Raw genomic sequence first — 15,159 nt, forward strand, 5'->3', positions numbered from 1 at the left:
GGACTTACTCCTTGGCCGCCAGATTCACCACACGATTGGAACGATCCACCGGTCGTACCTGCTGCCCCTCCTGGAGCACATGCACGCCAGCCGCCACTACCCAGTCCGAGGCATTGAGCCCTTCGAGCACCGGGACACTGTGTTCACCATAAGGCCCTACCCGCACCGGAACGCGCTTGAGGGTATTGCTGGCGTCCACCCGCCAGACATAGGTCTGGCCGTTTTCGGCAGTCAACGCCGACAGCGGTACCGCCAGGGGTGCCTGTTGATCATGCTGGATATAAACGCGGGCGCTCTGTCCCAGCTCTGCCGGCACCTTGCCGGCGGTGAAGGCAATGCGTGCGGCGAATGTCCGCGAACGCGGGTCGGCCGACGGCGACAACTCGCGGATGCGCCCGTTGAAACGCTGGTCCGGTTGCGACCACAGTTCAACCGAGACCGGTTGGCCCACCTTGAAATGCCCGAACTGCTGCTCAGGCAGGCCGATCAGTACTTCGCGCTCGCCATCGGTGGCCAAGGTAAACACCGTCTGGCCTGCCGAAACCACCTGCCCCACTTCAACCTGGCGCTTGGCAATCACGCCATCCTGGGAGGCTCGCAGCACCGCGTATTCGGCCTGGTTACCGGCCACATCAAACTCTGCCCGCACCTGCTTGAGCCTGGCCAGGCCTGCGCGGTAGAGGTTTTCCGCGTTGTCGTACTGGGAGTGGCTGACCATTTGCCGGTCGAGCAGGGTTTTGTAGCGATCACGCTCGGCCTTGACCAGGGACAGGTTGGCTTCGGCTGCGGCCAACTGGGCGCGACTGGCTTCAAGCTGCAGACGCACGTCTTGCGGGTCCAGTTCGGCCAAGGGTTGTTCGGCCTTGACCCGTTGCCCCTCCTCCACCAGGCGCTTGCTGACCTTGCCACCGATCCGGAACGCAAGGTCCGGCTCGAAGCGTGCATGCACCTCGCCGGGGTAGCTGTCGGCAGCAGAGCTGGCGGGTTGCGGCTGCACCACCATGGCGGGACGCAGGGACGTCTGCGGCTCGCTTTCCTGCCCACAGGCGGAAAGCAGCAAGACAAGGCTGACGGGCAAAGCGAGGGGCAAGGCATGGCGCAACATGATGAATGACCTTTCGCGAATGGCGCTTTGAATATTTATACTGGCGAGTATATTAAATCAGCACGCAAGAGCGGGGAAGCCGCAGCCCAAGAGAAAAAACGCATTAACAATTACGCGTTATGACGATATCGGCCAGCCAGGACCGGGCTGGCGATGTACCCTATGCACTTACTGAAACGTGTAAACAGAGAACCATGCCCAACGATCTCACCGCTCCCGTCGGCCCCGGCCGGCCCAAGGATCTGGCAAAGCGCCAGGCCATACTCGAGGCGGCCAAGCAGCTATTTCTAACCCTTGGCTATGCCAGCACCAGCATGGATGCGGTCGCGACAGCGGCAGGTGTTTCAAAATTGACGGTCTACAGCCACTTTACGGACAAGGAAACGCTGTTCACCGCAGCCATCTCGGCCACGTGCACGGCGCAGTTGCCCGAGCTGATCTTCGACCTGCCTGACGATGTGCCACTGGAGCAGGTGCTGCTCAATATTGGCTGCGGGTTTCAGGCACTGATCAGCAGCGAACAGTCGGTGCAACTGACGCGGCTGATCATGACCCTGGGCAGCCAGGATCCGAAGCTGACGCAGATCTTCTTCGAAGCCGGGCCGCTACGGGTGCTGGGCGAGATGGAGGCATTGCTGCAGCGCGCCGACCAGCGCGGCCTGCTGCGCATCGAACATGCGGACAAGGCGGCGGAACATTTCTTCTGCCTGCTCAAGGGCGCGCCGAACTATCGTCTGCTACTGGGCTACGCCCCTGCACTGAATGCACAGGAGGCGCAGACGCACGTGGCAGAAGTGGTCAGCATGTTCCTGCGCGCCTATCGCTGCTGATCACGCCTTGAGGGCTTTTTTCGGGTAGATGTCGTAACGGCTCGACTTGCCCTCAAGACTATGGCTCGGCTTGGGCCCGTCGATGATCGGCGCCTTGCGTGGACGCTTGACCACCACCCGGTGGCTGGCCAGCGCCAGTGCCGCTTCCAGCAGTGCCGGGGCGTCCAGGTCGTCGCCCACCAGCGGACGGAACACGCGCATTTCCTTTTTCACCAGGGCGCTCTTGTCCCGGTGCGGGAACATCGGGTCGAGGTAGATCACCTGAGGCGGCTCGCCCTGCCAGTTGCGCATGCGCTCGATGGCATTGCCGGTGAGCAGCTGCATGCGCGCGACGATGGGGCCGACCTCGGCATCGCTGGCCGCCCGTGCCAGGCCGTCCTCAAGCAAGGCAGCGACCAGTGGCTGGCGCTCGATCAGGGTCATCTGACAACCAAGGCTTGCCAACACGAACGCGTCCTTGCCCAACCCCGCCGTGCAATCGAGCACTTGTGGCCGCACGCCCTGGGCAATGCCCACGGCCTTGGCAATCATCTGCCCGCTGCCGCCACCAAACACCCGACGGTGCGCAGCCGCGCCTTCGACGAAGTCGACACGCACCGGGCCGGGTGCCTGCGGCCCCAGTTGCTGGATCTGCAACCCGGCGGCACCGACCTGCACCGCAAATGCGGCGGTGTCATCTGCCAGCGGCAGTTCCAGGCGCTGCGCCCACTGCTCGGCTGTGGCCTGATAATCGGCCGTCAGTGCCTCGACCCGAATGCCGCCGTCCGCCAGTTGCTCCACCATCACATCCCGTACTCAAAAAAATTAAATGATCGCCGGCCACGGCCGATATACGAAGTATTCGCCATTTTGCCAGACCTTCACGGCCCGCGACTGCCATGACCGATATTCTTCAGCTCAGCTCAGGTTACTTATCGCCCGTCGGCGATTATGGCCGGCACAATACCCAGGAACTGGGCGGCGTCAGCCACCTGTGGCAGGATTTTTTTGCCCGCGCCCTGGCCGAGCAACAAGAAGCGCAAGGCAGCGAAACAGGCAGCGTTGCCCCCGAAACTGTCGACAAGACTACCGGTGAACCCCTGGGTGGCAGCCAGGTGCTGGCGCAGATCCACAACCAGCGTCTGTGCAACGTGCACGACACCGAGGTTGTACCGCCCGAACCGTTGTTCCTGCCGATTGCCGAGCTCGAACCACAACTGCTGGAAAAACTCGCCCCACCCTTCAGCGACGTCGAACTGATCGAGCAGCAGCGCCAGCTCGACATCAGCAACACCTGGGTGCGTCCGGTGGTCATGAGCCAGGGCCATCCGCTGCCTGAGCCAGGCCCTGGACCGGCGCCTAAAGCCCTGTACCTGCCGATCGCCGAGTTTGAAATGGATCTGCTGGACAAAGCACCCGAGCCGTTCGATGAACCAACCCTGGTTGCCCAGCAATCGGCGCTGGACTTCGACACCCGTTGGGCCCGCCCGGTGGTGCTGAACAACGTGCGCATCGCCGCCTGAGCCTCAGCGACAGATCTGCCAGAACCCCATGTCCAGGTGGAAGTGATTGCGGTGCGCGGCGTTGTAGTCCGGCCCCAGCACGGTATTGAAGCTGTCACAGGCACTGGCGTGCACATCCCTCAGAAAGCGTGCCTTGGCGCCCTCCCCCGGCCAGTCCTTGAGCAACTGGATACGCTGACCGTCAGCCAGCCGAAAGCCGGCAATGTCCAGCGCATTGGCCGAGGCATGCTGACTGAGCCGGCCGTTCTTGCGGTTGTACAGGTTGCGACAGGCAAAGCTGCCGAGGTGATCGACCTGCACCACCGTTTGGGAAAACGCCCGTTGCGCCGCCGGCTGCAGGGCATGGCGCTCAAACAGGGCGTACGCGACCGCCAACGGACAGCTGGCCAGAAAGCTGCTGCTCAGGCGCACCGAGGAGCCTTCGACACGTACCACGTTGACCAGTGGACAGGGCGTATCTGCCGGGCTGTCCGCTTGCTGGCGATAACGCAGGCCGGAGGTGGCCAGCGCCTGTTCGCACAGCTGCGGGTTGTCTTGCAGGCGCCCGAGCTTGTAAGGCGTCAACAGGTTCGGCGGCTCACGCACATCAAGTACGGCCCAGGGGTTCCAGGCATCCGGCAAGTGCCAACCCAGGCGCCAGGCATACACCGCCAGTGCCACCACTACCAGGCACAGCACCAGCATGCCCTTGCGCATTCGGCTCAACGCCGGAACAGTTGATTCAACCGGTCAAAGGGCAGCGCCTGTTCGCCATAGGAGAACGTGCCCTGGCCCAGAATTTCCTCGGCGCCCCGGTAAAACGCGCCGAAGGCTGCACGCATCAGCGAAGAACCGACACTGATGCGCCGCACACCCAGGTCCTGCAACTGGTTGACGCTCAGGTTCACGCCACTCATGCCCATCAGCACGTTCACAGGTTTGGGCGCGACGGCCTGGACCACGGCACGAATTTCATCGGCTGTGCGTAATCCGGGTGCATACAGCACATCGGCGCCCGCCTCGGCGAACGCCTGCAAGCGGGCGATGGTGTCGTCCAGGTCCATGCGCCCATGCAGAAGGTTCTCGGCACGCGCACAGAGCATGAACGGGAACTCAAGGCTGCGCGCAGCCGACACTGCCGCTTCAACGCGCTCGACCGCATGGTGGAAGCTGTAGATTGGCTCGTCTGGATTACCGCTGGCATCTTCAATGGAGCCACCTACCAGCCCCGCCTGTGCGCCTTGCAGAATTGCCTCGGCGCAGCCTTTGGGATCGTCGCTGAAACCGTTTTCCAGGTCAGCAGCCACCGGCAGCGCCGTGGCATCGACGATGGTGCGGGCGTTGTCGAGGGTCTCTTCCAGGGTCATGGCACCTTCGGCATCCGGCCGCCCCAGGGAGAACGCCAGACCGGCACTGGTGGTGGCCAGGGCCTCGAAGCCGAGGCTCGCCAGCAACTTGGCGGAGCCGGCATCCCACGGGTTGGGAATGACAAAAGCGCGTTCGCGCTCATGCAGGGCTTTGAACGCTTCGGCACGCAGGGTTTGTACATCCATGATCACGGCTCCCGGGCAGGCGGCAGGGCGCGTTCAAAGCAGACCGAGCTGTTCGGCCTCAGGCGTCCTGTCCAGTTCAGGCAAAGCCGGCAATCCGGGCAAGCGCTCCATCAGTCCACGATGAAAACGCTGCGCCAGGGCAGCGGCCAGGCGATTATCGGCAGTATGCAGGAAAACATAGGGGCTGCGACCCTCCTCGATCCAGGCCGCAACCTTGTCCAGCCATGGCAGCAGAAAGGGTTCGTTGGCCGCCAGTTCCGGATGGCCGATAAAACGCACCTGCGGATGCTGACTGAAGGCGGTCGGCCGTGGCGGCACCCGCGGCTTTTTCGACTGGGCATGCAACACGCCCGGGTCACGTAAGGTACAGCTGAACAAGGCCCGCGGGTCCAGGCAGATACGCTCCACGCCACGGCCCTGCAGCAGCCGATTGAGCAGGCGCTCCTCCTCGCCCTTGGCGAAGAACGCGCGATTGCGCACCTCGACGGCGATCGGCACGTTGATTTCGTCCAGAAAGGCCACGAGCTCGCCCAGCCGCGCCGGACCAAACGTCGCCGGCAATTGCAGCCAGTAGGGAGCAACCCGTGGCCCCAGCGGCTTGAGCAATTCAATGAAGGTTTGCGCTGCCACCCACTGCTCGCGCAGGTCACCCGCGTGGCTGATATCGCCCGGAAACTTGGCGGTAAAACGAAAGTGCGCCGGCATGATCTGCGCCCACCGTTCGATAGTTGCTGGCGCCGGTCGGGCATAAAAAGTGGTATTGCCTTCTACGGCATTGAAGACCTGGCTATAGAGGCCAAGAAACTCGCCGGTTTTGGCATCTGCAGGGTAGAGGTAATCGCGCCAGGCGCTCTCACTCCAGGACGGGCAACCGAGAAAATAGGGAAGCGTGGACAGGTTCATCCATCAAATGTACAGGTCCAGCCCCAGCACTTCCATCTCCCAGTCAACGAACCCTGCAGTGGTCAGGTAGCTGGCCAGGGCCTGGGCGGTGCGCTTGTCGCGCGCACGGGGAAAAATCATGTCCTGCTGACGGGCAGGCAGCCCGCCGCTGCGCGCCTGGCCGGCAGTGGCCTGCGGCTGCACTTCTAACTCGCCTGGCAGATCCTCGTCCACGTCATCGTTACGAACGGGCGCTTTGCGCGGCGCACGCTTGATGGGATAGGACTGTGAGGAAAAGCCGTCGATACGCATGGCGATCTACTCAGGAGCAATGATGGCAATTTAGCAGCATCAGAGATCCTTCGCTAATGCCCGACTGATAACTGGACCACAGTTCGGGCAAAAGGTTTTATTTGCCTTGGGAATAACCGACGAACTGCACTCAGCGCGCTTTTGGCGTCGCCACGTTGTCACGCAGGTACACCGGCTGGGCGAGGTCGGCGGCAATCGCCTCACCGCGTTCCCAGGCAAAGGTGGCCAGGGTCAGCAGGTCCTGTGCATGCGGCAGCAGGCTGGCATCCTGGCCGCTCGGCGCGACCGCAATGCGCTCAGCATAGCCCCAGCCAGTACCGGCGCCAAACCAGTCGCCGCTGGCTCCGCCAGGCAGCACCGCGCGCTCCGGGGCCAGCACGGCTTCGTTACCGAGCAGGCGCATTTCGCCGGCAACGTTGTGATAGCAACCCCAGTACACCTCATCCATGCGAGCATCAATGGCAGAAGCGACCTGATTGACACCATGCTCACGCAGCGCGCGCTGGGCCAGTACCGCCAGGTTGGACACCGGCAGCACCGGACGCTCCAGGGCGAAGGCCAGGCCCTGAACCACGCCTATGGCAATGCGCACGCCCGTGAAGGCCCCAGGCCCACGGCCAAAGGCAATGGCATCGACCGCCGCCAGGCTGGTGCCAGCGTCTGCCAGCAACTGCTGGATCATCGGCAACAGCTTCTGCGCATGCAGGCGCGGGATCACCTCGTAGTGGCTGGAAACCTTGCCGTCATGCAGCAAGGCAACGGAGCAGGCTTCAGTGGCGGTATCCAGGGCCAGCAAGGTGGTCATCGGTGTATCCAGGCAAAAGAAAAAAGAGCGGCATTATAAACAACAACGGCCCGCAAGCGGGCCGTTGTCTTCACCTTCAGGTACCGATCAGCTCAGGGCTGCGAGGACCTTGGCAGTGATTGCATCAACCGAGCCCACACCTTCGATGTGCGAGTACTTCGGCTTGCCACCATGGGCAGCGGACAGCTTCTGGTAGAAGTCTACCAGTGGCTTGGTCTGCTCGTGGTAAACCGCCAGGCGGTGACGCACGGTTTCTTCGGTGTCGTCTTTACGCTGAACCAGCGCTTCACCGGTTTCATCGTCCTTGCCTTCAACCTTCGGCGGGTTGTAGACCACGTGGTAGACGCGGCCCGAACCTTCGTGAACGCGGCGGCCGGCGATACGCTGAACGATCTCTTCGTCTTCAACGGCGATTTCAACCACTGCATCCAGCTCGACACCGGCAGTCACCAGGGCTTCAGCCTGAGGAATGGTGCGCGGGAAGCCGTCGAACAGGAAGCCGTTCGCGCAGTCTGGCTGGGCGATGCGGTCTTTGACCAGGTTGATGATCAGCTCGTCGGAAACCAGCTTGCCAGCGTCCATGATCGCCTTGGCTTCCAGGCCCAGCGGAGTGCCGGCCTTGACCGCCGCACGCAGCATGTCGCCGGTGGAGATCTGTGGAATGGCGAATTTTTCGGTGATGAACTTTGCCTGAGTACCTTTACCGGCCCCGGGAGCTCCCAGCAGAATCACGCGCATATTGTGCTCCTCATTTTTGTAAGCAAATCAATGGAGTCGGCGCAGAGGGCCAAGTCCGGAATTTGGGTCATGACCACAAATCGGTCAAAAGGCTGCTCAAGATACACAGCGCCTTCAAGCCACACAAGCGGTCGAAAGTTGGAAAAAACCCCACACACTACTGCTGCAAAGCACAGGTTGCGCCCGGCGCAACCTATTGCTTTGCAAGCATTCTTCCCACCCCCGAGACGCGATTGAGGCGGCGCTGCAATCACTCAACCGGTGTTGCGCAAGCCTGCCGCAATACCTGCCACAGTGACCAGCAGGGCCTGCTCCAGCGGGCTGTCCAGAGCGGCTTCGCGCTGTCGCGAGCGTGCCAGCAGCTCAGCCTGCAATAGATGTAGCGGGTCCAGGTAGGTGTTGCGCAAGCGGATGAATTCCAGCGTTTCCGGGCTGTGCGCCAGTAGCACCCGCTGCCCGGTCAGGCCCAGCACCACCTGGCACGCCTGCGACAATAGGTCGCGCAAATGTGCACCCAAAGGTCGCAGTTCTGGTTGCACTAGACGTTCGTCGTAGGAGCGCGCGATGTCCGCATCCGCCTTGGCCAGGACCATTTCCAGCATGTCGATGCGGGTGCGGAAAAACGGCCACTGCTCGCGCATTTCGGCCAGCAGATCGCCCTGCCCGCGCGCCAGAGCGTTGTTCAGCGCCGCTTCCCAGCCTAGCCAGGCGGGCAGCATCAGGCGAGTTTGCGTCCAGCCGAAAATCCACGGAATAGCCCGCAGGCTTTCGATGCCGCCAGCCCGGCGCTTGGCCGGACGACTGCCCAGCGGCAGGCGGCCGAGCTCCTGCTCGGGCGTCGACTGGCGGAAATACTCGACGAACTCGGGGTTATCGCGAACCACCCCGCGGTATTGCGCGACGCCATCGGCCGCCAACTCATCCATCAGCGCCCGCCAGGCCGGTTGCGGTGGCGGCGGTGGCAGCAAGGTCGCTTCGAGTACGGCGGCCAGGTACAGGTTGAGGTTCTGTTCGGCGATGTCCGGCAGGCCGAATTTGAAACGGATCATCTCGCCCTGTTCGGTGGTACGGAAGCGCCCTGCGACCGAGCCCGGTGGTTGCGACAGAATCGCCGCGTGGGCGGGGCCGCCGCCACGTCCGACAGTGCCGCCACGACCGTGAAACAGCAGCAACTCGACCTGTTGCTCGTGACAGATGCGCACCAGGGTTTCCTGAGCCCGGTACTGCGCCCAGGCGGCCGCCGTGGTGCCGGCGTCCTTGGCCGAGTCGGAATAGCCGATCATGACCTCCTGCGGGCCATGCAAGGCGCTGCGATAGCCCGGCAGGCCGAGCAGGCGCTCCATCACCGGGCCAGCGTTGTCGAGATCGGCGAGGGTTTCGAACAGGGGCACGACGCGCATCGGGCGCAGCACACCGGACTCTTTGAGCAGCAGTTGCACGGCGAGCACATCGGAGGCGGCTCCCGCCATAGAGATCACGTAAGACCCCAACGATGCCGCCGGTGCAGCGGCAATCTCACGGCAGGTGGCGAGGACCTCGGCGGTGTCGGCCTGGGGCTTGAAGTAACCCGGCAGCAGCGGCCGGCGGCTGCCGAGCTCCTGCTGGAGGAAGGCGATTCGCGCTTCTTCGTCCCAGTCCGCGTAACGCCCCAACCCCAGGTACTCGGTGATTTCGCTCAGCGCGGCGGTGTGCCGGGCGGCGTCCTGACGTACGTCCAGGCGTACCAGAAACAGACCGAACGTCACTGCCCGGCGCAAACAGTCGAGCAACGGACCATTGGCGATCACGCCCATGCCGCAGGCATGCAGCGACTCGAAGCACAGGTGCAGGGGTTCGAACAGTTCGTGGTTATGCTGCAACACCAACGGCGACGGCGTTTGCGGCGATTTCAAGGCACTCTGCGCCCAGGCGCGGGTTTCCCGCAGGCGATCACGCAGTTGCTTGAGCAGTACCCGATACGGCTCGGCCGCATCGCCCACCTTGGCCCTCAGTGCCTCGCTGGCCTGCTGCATGGACAGCTCGGCTGCCAGGGCATCGATATCACGCAGGAACAGGTCAGCGGCCATCCAGCGCGCCAGCAACAGCACCTCGCGGGTTACCGGGGCGGTGACATTCGGGTTGCCGTCGCGATCGCCGCCCATCCACGAAGCAAAGCGAACAGGCGCGGACTCCAGCGGCAGATGCAGACCGGTAGCTTCATGCAACGCCTTGTCGACTTTGCGCAGGTGATGGGGAATGGCATGCCAGAGCGAATGCTCGATGACCGCAAAGCCCCATTTGGCTTCGTCTACCGGGGTTGGCCGGGTACGGCGGATTTCCTCGGTGTGCCAGGCTTCGGCAATCAGCCGCTGCAGGCGCTCGCGGATCTGCTCCCGTTCGGAAGGGGTCAGGTCGCGATGATCCTGGGCCGCCAATTGCGCCGCAATGGCATCGTACTTCTGGATCAGCGTACGGCGCGCCACCTCGGTGGGGTGCGCAGTCAGCACCAGCTCGATGTTCAGCTTGCCCAGCTGACGTGCCAGGGCATCGTCAGTGTGCCCGGCAGCCTTGAGCCGTGCCAGCAGTTCAGGCAACACCCGTGACTCGAATGGCGCGGCCTGGCCGGAATCGCGGCGGCGAATCAACTGGTACTGCTCGGCGATGTTGGCCAGGTTGAGAAACTGGTTGAACGCCCGCGCGACCGGCAGCAACTCATCATCAGCCAGGTCATTGAGGGTCGAGCTCAACTGCTCGGCAGCGCCGCTGCGGTCGGCCTTGGCACTGCGGCGGATATCTTCGATTTTCTGCAGGAACGCTTCGCCGTGCTGCTCACGAATGGTGTCCCCCAACAACTCGCCCAACAAATGAACATCTTCACGCAAGCGCACATCGATATCAGTCATCAGCCTTGTCTCCGGCATTCCAGAAAAACAGCTCTGGCTTCAGAGTGCCCCAGTACCGGTCGTGCTTTCAAGGCAGACCAAAGGCTGTGCAGTGACTACGCTGAAATGAGACACACGAGGATCAATGAGGACATCATGAAAATTCGTGACCTTGCCCAGTACTGGGAACAAAACGCCAAGGGTCGTCTGAGCCCCACCGGCCATGTCCTGCACCTGGATGTGGAGTCGGCGGCGCGCCTGGCCGCCCTGGCCGAAATGTACCCCAAGCGCCGCCCCGAAGAACTGCTCGGCGAACTGCTCGGGGCGGCCCTGGAAGAGCTCGAAGCGAGCTTTCCCTACATCCGCGGGCAGCAGGTGATTGCCACCGATGAGGAAGGTGATCCGCTGTATGAGGACATCGGCCCGACCCCGCGCTTTCTTGCCTTGTCACGCCGTTACCTGCACGACATGAGCAGCCGCAAAGACGAATCGACCCACTGACGCCCCGCCACCAGGCCGATACCGGGTGCCCGCTCGGGCGCCCGCGTACACCGCCCAGCACCTGAAGTTCCGGAAAAAAACTTGCTGACCGGTCAGCCAGCAAATGCCGCACAGCAGCGGCAATTTTTCTGAACTATTGAAAAAACGTTTCGGTCACAGCCAGTAGCCATCACGGTACAACCCGCCTCCTCGAGTCGGTGGGGTTGCGCCGATGGACTGTTACGGAATTCGTTGTTCATCAGGAGTGATCCAATGGAGTTGACCACCATGAAGACCCGTCCCGTTAACACCTCATCCACTCACCTGCGCAGGTTCAAGCTGGCCGCCCTGGCGCTGGGCAGCAGCCTGGTACTGGCTGGCTGCGCCGGTAACCCGCCCACCGAGCAGTACGCCGTGAGCCAATCGGCAGTCAACTCGGCCGTCACCGCCGGGGGCACAGAGTTTGCCGCCGTGGAAATGAAAGCCGCCCAGGACAAGCTCAAACAGGCTGAAATCGCCATGCATGACAAGCAATACGATGACGCCAAGCGCCTGGCCGAGCAGGCCGAATGGGATGCCCGCGTTGCCGAGCGCAAGGCGCAGGCCGCCAAGGCAGAAAAAGCCCTGCAGGATGCCCATCAAGGCGTTCAGGACCTGCGTGAGGAAGGCTTGCGCAACGCTCAGTGAAGCGGCGCTAACGCCCCATGCATTCGTAACTGATCAAAGGATGAAGACCATGCGCAATCACTTGATGATCCCCACCCTGCTGGCCCTGAGCATTGGCCTGAGCGCCTGCGCCACACCGCCCAACGCCAACCTGGAATCGGCCCGGAGCAATTTTTCTGCGCTGCAGAGCAACCCGCAATCGACCAAAGTGGCTGCCCTTGAAACCAAGGATGCCCAGGAATCGTTGAACAAAGCCGACGCGGCCTACCTGAACAAGGAGGACCCGAAGAGCGTCGATCAGCTTGCCTACCTGACCAACCAGCGCGTTGAAGTGGCCAAGCAGACCATCGCCCTGCGCACGGCCGAAGGCAACCTGGAGGATGCCTCCGCCCAGCGTACCCAGGCGCGCCTGGATGCACGCGATGCACAGATCAGAAAGCTGCAGGACAGCCTGAATGCCAAGCAGACTGATCGCGGCACCCTGGTGACCTTCGGTGACGTGCTGTTTGATTTTGACAAGGCCACGCTCAAGAGCAGCGCCCTGCCCAACGTCACCACCCTGGCGCGTTACCTTCAGGAAAACCCTGATCGCAAGGTGATTGTCGAGGGCTATACCGACAGCAAAGGCAGCGCCAGCTACAACCAGTCGCTGTCGGAGCGCCGTGCAGCCTCTGTGCGCGCGGCGCTGGTGCGTGCCGGGGTAGAGCCTACCCGGGTTGTTGCCCAGGGCTATGGCAAGGAATACCCGGTGGCCGACAACACGAGCAATTCCGGCCGGGCGCAAAACCGTCGGGTGGAAGTGACGATTTCCAACGATAACCAACCGGTGGCGCCGCGCTCGGTGAGCCAGGCGTATTGAAGGTAGCTTCGCCGGCAAGCCCGGTTCCTACAGGTGATCGCCGCCTGTAGGAACGAGGCTTGCCCGCGATGAACCCACCGCCTACTGGACTTGCTGCGGTGTCTCTTCACCCAGGCAACGCACCGCCTGTTTCTTGTTGTTCACCAGCACACCGGTCAAGCCTTTTTGCGCGGTATCGAACAGCACCAGCACGCCATCGACGCACTGGGCAACCTGCGTCGCCGGCTGCAGGGAAATCTTGTAGTCCTCCCCCGGCACCGTCTTGAGCATGGTGAAATCGGACAACAGCAGCGCGTCCTGTGGCTTGGCGAAATGCAGATAACCGTAGTACCACAAGGCACCGACAGTACCGATGATGCTGCAGACACCGGTGATGATCAGGGGGATCGCGTTGCGTTCTTCACTCATTGTGACGTCTCGTCAGGGTAATTGGGGACCTCGGCCAGACGCCGCAATCCATTGAAATGTTCAGGGTCATCGAGAAATTTCAGCATCACCTGGCGCCAGGTACGGTCGGCAAAGGTCTGTACGTGCCCGCCGCGGGTCAGTTGCAGCACCCGCGGCGGTGGCGCCGCCTGGTACAGTTCGATGCCGTTGCGCAGCGGTACGATCGGGTCGTCAATGCTGTGGAAAAACAGTTTGGGTGGCGTCTTGATCTGCGCAATCGAACGAATCGCACTGTCGCCATCAGGCACCAGCCAGGACAGCGGCACCTGCAGCGGCCAGGTCAGCCATGAGTTGCTCAGGGCAAATCGCCCGACCTGGCGGTAGCTGGCGGGCACACCGTCGAACACCAGGGCCTTGAAACGTTGCGCCTGTTGCGGTTGCTGGGCCAGGTAATGAATGGCCATGGCGCCGCCCAGGCTTTGCCCCAGCAGCACCTGTGGCTTGCCTTGCACCTCGGGGGCCTTGTCCAGCCAGTCGAGCGCTGCAGTAATGTCCTGGTAGACCTCCGGTAAAGTCGGCTTGCCTTCGGACAAGCCGTAACCGCGATAGTCCAGCAACAGCACCTGATAACCCTGCTCCGGCAGCCACCAGCTTCCGCCCAGGTGCATCGGCAGGTTGCCACCGTTGCCGTGCAGGTGCAGCACCGTGCCCTTGACCGCCACGCCCGGCTTGGCAGGCAGCCACCAGGCGTGCAGGCGCGTACCGTCCGCTGCCGTAAGGGTCAGGTCGCGGTATTCAAGCTTGGCTTTCTCGGGCGTGAACAGCTGGCCGGGCTCGGGGTAGAACAGCAGTGAACTGCAGCCGCCCAGACTCAACAGCACCAGCAGCAGGCCCAGGGTCCTGCACCATGCGTCAGAGAATGTTCGAATAATCGGCTTCAATCCGGTCCAGGCTCAGGTGGTTAAGGAAGTTGGAGAAACACATCCAGGCCGACAGTGCGTTGAGGTCGCGAAACTGCTCCGGCAAATACTTGGGCGGTTCCACCAGACCTTCATCGACCAGTTGACGCAAGGTGCGCATGTCCTCAAGGGTGGTCTTGCCACAGAACAGCAAGGGGATCTGTTCGAGCTTGCCCTTGCGCACGGCCAACTGAATATAGTTGTAAACCATGATAAAGCCCTTGAGGTAGGACAAGTCCTTGGTAAACGGCAAGCCATTGGGTACCGAACCACGAAACACCCGGCTGGCATTGCCGTAACTGGCTGCCATGTCGAAGCCCTGTGCGCGGAAGAACTCGTAGATCTGCATGAAGTCCGCCCCCTCCTCGACCATGTGAATGGCCCGGGTACGGTTGGTCAGCTTGCGCAAGCGACTTGGGTAAGAGGCAAAGGCGATGACCTCCATGAGGATCGCCAGGCCTTCCTGGGTCACCGTCGACGAGGGCGGCCCCTTGGCCAGGAAGGTACAGATCGGCTGGTTCAGGCCGTTCAGGGTGGTGCCAACATGCACCAGCCCTTCATGCACTTCCAGCGCGCGCACATCGCGGCTGTTGAACATCGCATCGCTGCGGATCTTGATGTAGTCCGCGCCGGCGGCGGCATCGGCGACGATACCGTCGGACTCGAACACCCGGATGGTGTCCTCGGCCTCGTTGAACACCTTGTTCAATCGCCCCTGGAGCATCTCCACCGCCTGCTTGGCGGTCAGATCCTTCGGTTCGTCCTTGAGGTCGCCGCGGCCGTCGATGTTGTTCAGGTAGTCCGAAAGCATCAGCCCCAGGTCTGCCAGGGTCGGGTCACCGGCATGAAACGCATCGGAGGCGGCGCCATACAACTCCTGGGAGATCAGGCCGAAATCCTCGGTGCCGCGCGCTTCGAGCATGCGCACCACCATGCGGTACTCCTTGCACATGCGCCGCATGATCTGCCCGACCGGGTTGAACTGGCCCAGTTGGCGGGTGATGTCGCGCTCGATGTTCTGGAACTCGAGCTTCACCGCCGCCGAATCGAACGACAGTGGCCGCCCCAGGTAATAGGCACGGTCCACCGCCGGTGGCTCCTTGCCTTTGGCCTTGAGGAAACCCTGGCGGATGCTGTCGTCCCATTTCACCGCATCGAGCACGCGAATGGGCGTTTGTGCCAGGACAATGCGATCAGACAGGGCACGTATCGTCTGCTGGTACTCGTCCACCCTACACTCC

General features: G+C 62.4%; 17 protein-coding genes. 5 read left to right on the forward strand and 12 right to left on the reverse strand.

Annotated features, from left to right (window positions below; genetic code table 11):
* Positions 1–4: 4 nt before the first annotated feature.
* Positions 5–1,105 (reverse strand): efflux RND transporter periplasmic adaptor subunit, encoded by a 1,101-nt coding sequence (locus tag I5S59_RS16305; RefSeq protein ID WP_197877541.1) that lies wholly within the window; start codon positions 1,103–1,105, stop codon positions 5–7.
* A 194-nt stretch (positions 1,106–1,299) separates the two neighbouring features.
* On the opposite strand from I5S59_RS16305, the gene I5S59_RS16310 reads away from it, so the two are divergent.
* Positions 1,300–1,935 carry a TetR/AcrR family transcriptional regulator gene (locus tag I5S59_RS16310; protein ID WP_128322445.1) on the forward strand — a complete coding sequence of 212 codons (636 nt, stop codon included), beginning with the start codon at positions 1,300–1,302 and terminating at the stop codon, positions 1,933–1,935.
* On the opposite strand, the gene I5S59_RS16315 is transcribed toward I5S59_RS16310, so the two are convergent.
* Positions 1,936–2,718 (reverse strand): class I SAM-dependent methyltransferase, encoded by a 783-nt coding sequence (locus tag I5S59_RS16315; protein WP_197877542.1) that lies wholly within the window; start codon positions 2,716–2,718, stop codon positions 1,936–1,938.
* Between the two features lie 95 nt (positions 2,719–2,813).
* Between I5S59_RS16315 and I5S59_RS16320 the strand changes: the two genes are divergently transcribed.
* Positions 2,814–3,437 carry an energy transducer TonB gene (locus I5S59_RS16320; protein WP_197877543.1) on the forward strand — a complete coding sequence of 208 codons (624 nt, stop codon included), beginning with the start codon at positions 2,814–2,816 and terminating at the stop codon, positions 3,435–3,437.
* A gap of 3 nt (positions 3,438–3,440) precedes the next feature.
* On the opposite strand, the gene I5S59_RS16325 is transcribed toward I5S59_RS16320, so the two are convergent.
* From I5S59_RS16325 to ppc, 7 genes are all read right to left on the reverse strand, one after another.
* Positions 3,441–4,133 carry an extensin family protein gene (locus I5S59_RS16325; protein WP_232239794.1) on the reverse strand — a complete coding sequence of 231 codons (693 nt, stop codon included), beginning with the start codon at positions 4,131–4,133 and terminating at the stop codon, positions 3,441–3,443.
* 5 nt (positions 4,134–4,138) lie between these two features.
* Complete coding sequence (locus tag I5S59_RS16330) at positions 4,139–4,969, reverse strand: isocitrate lyase/PEP mutase family protein (RefSeq protein WP_197877544.1); 831 nt, start codon at positions 4,967–4,969, stop codon at positions 4,139–4,141.
* 33 nt (positions 4,970–5,002) lie between these two features.
* On the reverse strand, positions 5,003–5,872 hold the full coding sequence (locus I5S59_RS16335) for a DUF72 domain-containing protein (protein ID WP_197877545.1): 870 nt from the start codon (positions 5,870–5,872) through the stop codon (positions 5,003–5,005).
* 3 nt (positions 5,873–5,875) lie between these two features.
* Complete coding sequence (locus I5S59_RS16340) at positions 5,876–6,163, reverse strand: hypothetical protein (RefSeq protein ID WP_197877546.1); 288 nt, start codon at positions 6,161–6,163, stop codon at positions 5,876–5,878.
* 130 nt (positions 6,164–6,293) lie between these two features.
* The gene (gene tsaB / locus I5S59_RS16345) at positions 6,294–6,968 is read right to left on the reverse strand and encodes a tRNA (adenosine(37)-N6)-threonylcarbamoyltransferase complex dimerization subunit type 1 TsaB (protein ID WP_197877547.1); all 675 of its coding nucleotides are present in this window, start codon (positions 6,966–6,968) and stop codon (positions 6,294–6,296) included.
* A gap of 87 nt (positions 6,969–7,055) precedes the next feature.
* Positions 7,056–7,706 carry an adenylate kinase gene (gene adk / locus I5S59_RS16350; RefSeq protein WP_197877548.1) on the reverse strand — a complete coding sequence of 217 codons (651 nt, stop codon included), beginning with the start codon at positions 7,704–7,706 and terminating at the stop codon, positions 7,056–7,058.
* A 254-nt stretch (positions 7,707–7,960) separates the two neighbouring features.
* Positions 7,961–10,588 (reverse strand): phosphoenolpyruvate carboxylase, encoded by a 2,628-nt coding sequence (gene ppc / locus I5S59_RS16355; RefSeq protein ID WP_197877549.1) that lies wholly within the window; start codon positions 10,586–10,588, stop codon positions 7,961–7,963.
* A gap of 135 nt (positions 10,589–10,723) precedes the next feature.
* On the opposite strand from ppc, the gene I5S59_RS16360 reads away from it, so the two are divergent.
* The 3 genes from I5S59_RS16360 (at position 10,724) to I5S59_RS16370 (ending at position 12,572) form a co-directional block, all read left to right on the forward strand.
* Complete coding sequence (locus I5S59_RS16360; RefSeq protein WP_197877550.1) at positions 10,724–11,068, forward strand: pilin assembly protein; 345 nt, start codon at positions 10,724–10,726, stop codon at positions 11,066–11,068.
* Between the two features lie 252 nt (positions 11,069–11,320).
* Positions 11,321–11,734 carry a DUF4398 domain-containing protein gene (locus I5S59_RS16365; RefSeq protein WP_197877551.1) on the forward strand — a complete coding sequence of 138 codons (414 nt, stop codon included), beginning with the start codon at positions 11,321–11,323 and terminating at the stop codon, positions 11,732–11,734.
* Positions 11,735–11,783: 49 nt separating this feature from the next.
* Positions 11,784–12,572: an OmpA family protein gene (locus I5S59_RS16370; protein ID WP_197877552.1), complete on the forward strand. Its 789-nt coding sequence runs from the start codon at positions 11,784–11,786 to the stop codon at positions 12,570–12,572.
* Between the two features lie 81 nt (positions 12,573–12,653).
* Here I5S59_RS16370 and I5S59_RS16375 read toward each other — a convergent pair whose 3' ends face one another.
* From I5S59_RS16375 to I5S59_RS16385, 3 genes are read right to left on the reverse strand one after another with little or no spacing between them, the layout of a single operon-like run.
* Positions 12,654–12,980, reverse strand: a complete 327-nt coding sequence (locus tag I5S59_RS16375) for a hypothetical protein (protein WP_197877553.1) — start codon at positions 12,978–12,980, stop codon at positions 12,654–12,656.
* On the reverse strand, positions 12,977–13,900 hold the full coding sequence (locus I5S59_RS16380) for an alpha/beta hydrolase (RefSeq protein ID WP_197877554.1): 924 nt from the start codon (positions 13,898–13,900) through the stop codon (positions 12,977–12,979). The genes I5S59_RS16375 and I5S59_RS16380 overlap by 4 nt, the downstream gene beginning before the upstream one ends.
* Entirely contained in the window at positions 13,872–15,149 is a 1,278-nt protein-coding gene (locus I5S59_RS16385; RefSeq protein WP_197877555.1) for a flavohemoglobin expression-modulating QEGLA motif protein, read from the reverse strand. The genes I5S59_RS16380 and I5S59_RS16385 overlap by 29 nt, the downstream gene beginning before the upstream one ends.
* Between the last annotated feature and the right edge of the window lie 10 nt (positions 15,150–15,159).

It is taken from the genome of Pseudomonas alkylphenolica (assembly GCF_016009175.1).
Lineage (GTDB): Bacteria > Pseudomonadota > Gammaproteobacteria > Pseudomonadales > Pseudomonadaceae > Aquipseudomonas > Aquipseudomonas alkylphenolica_B.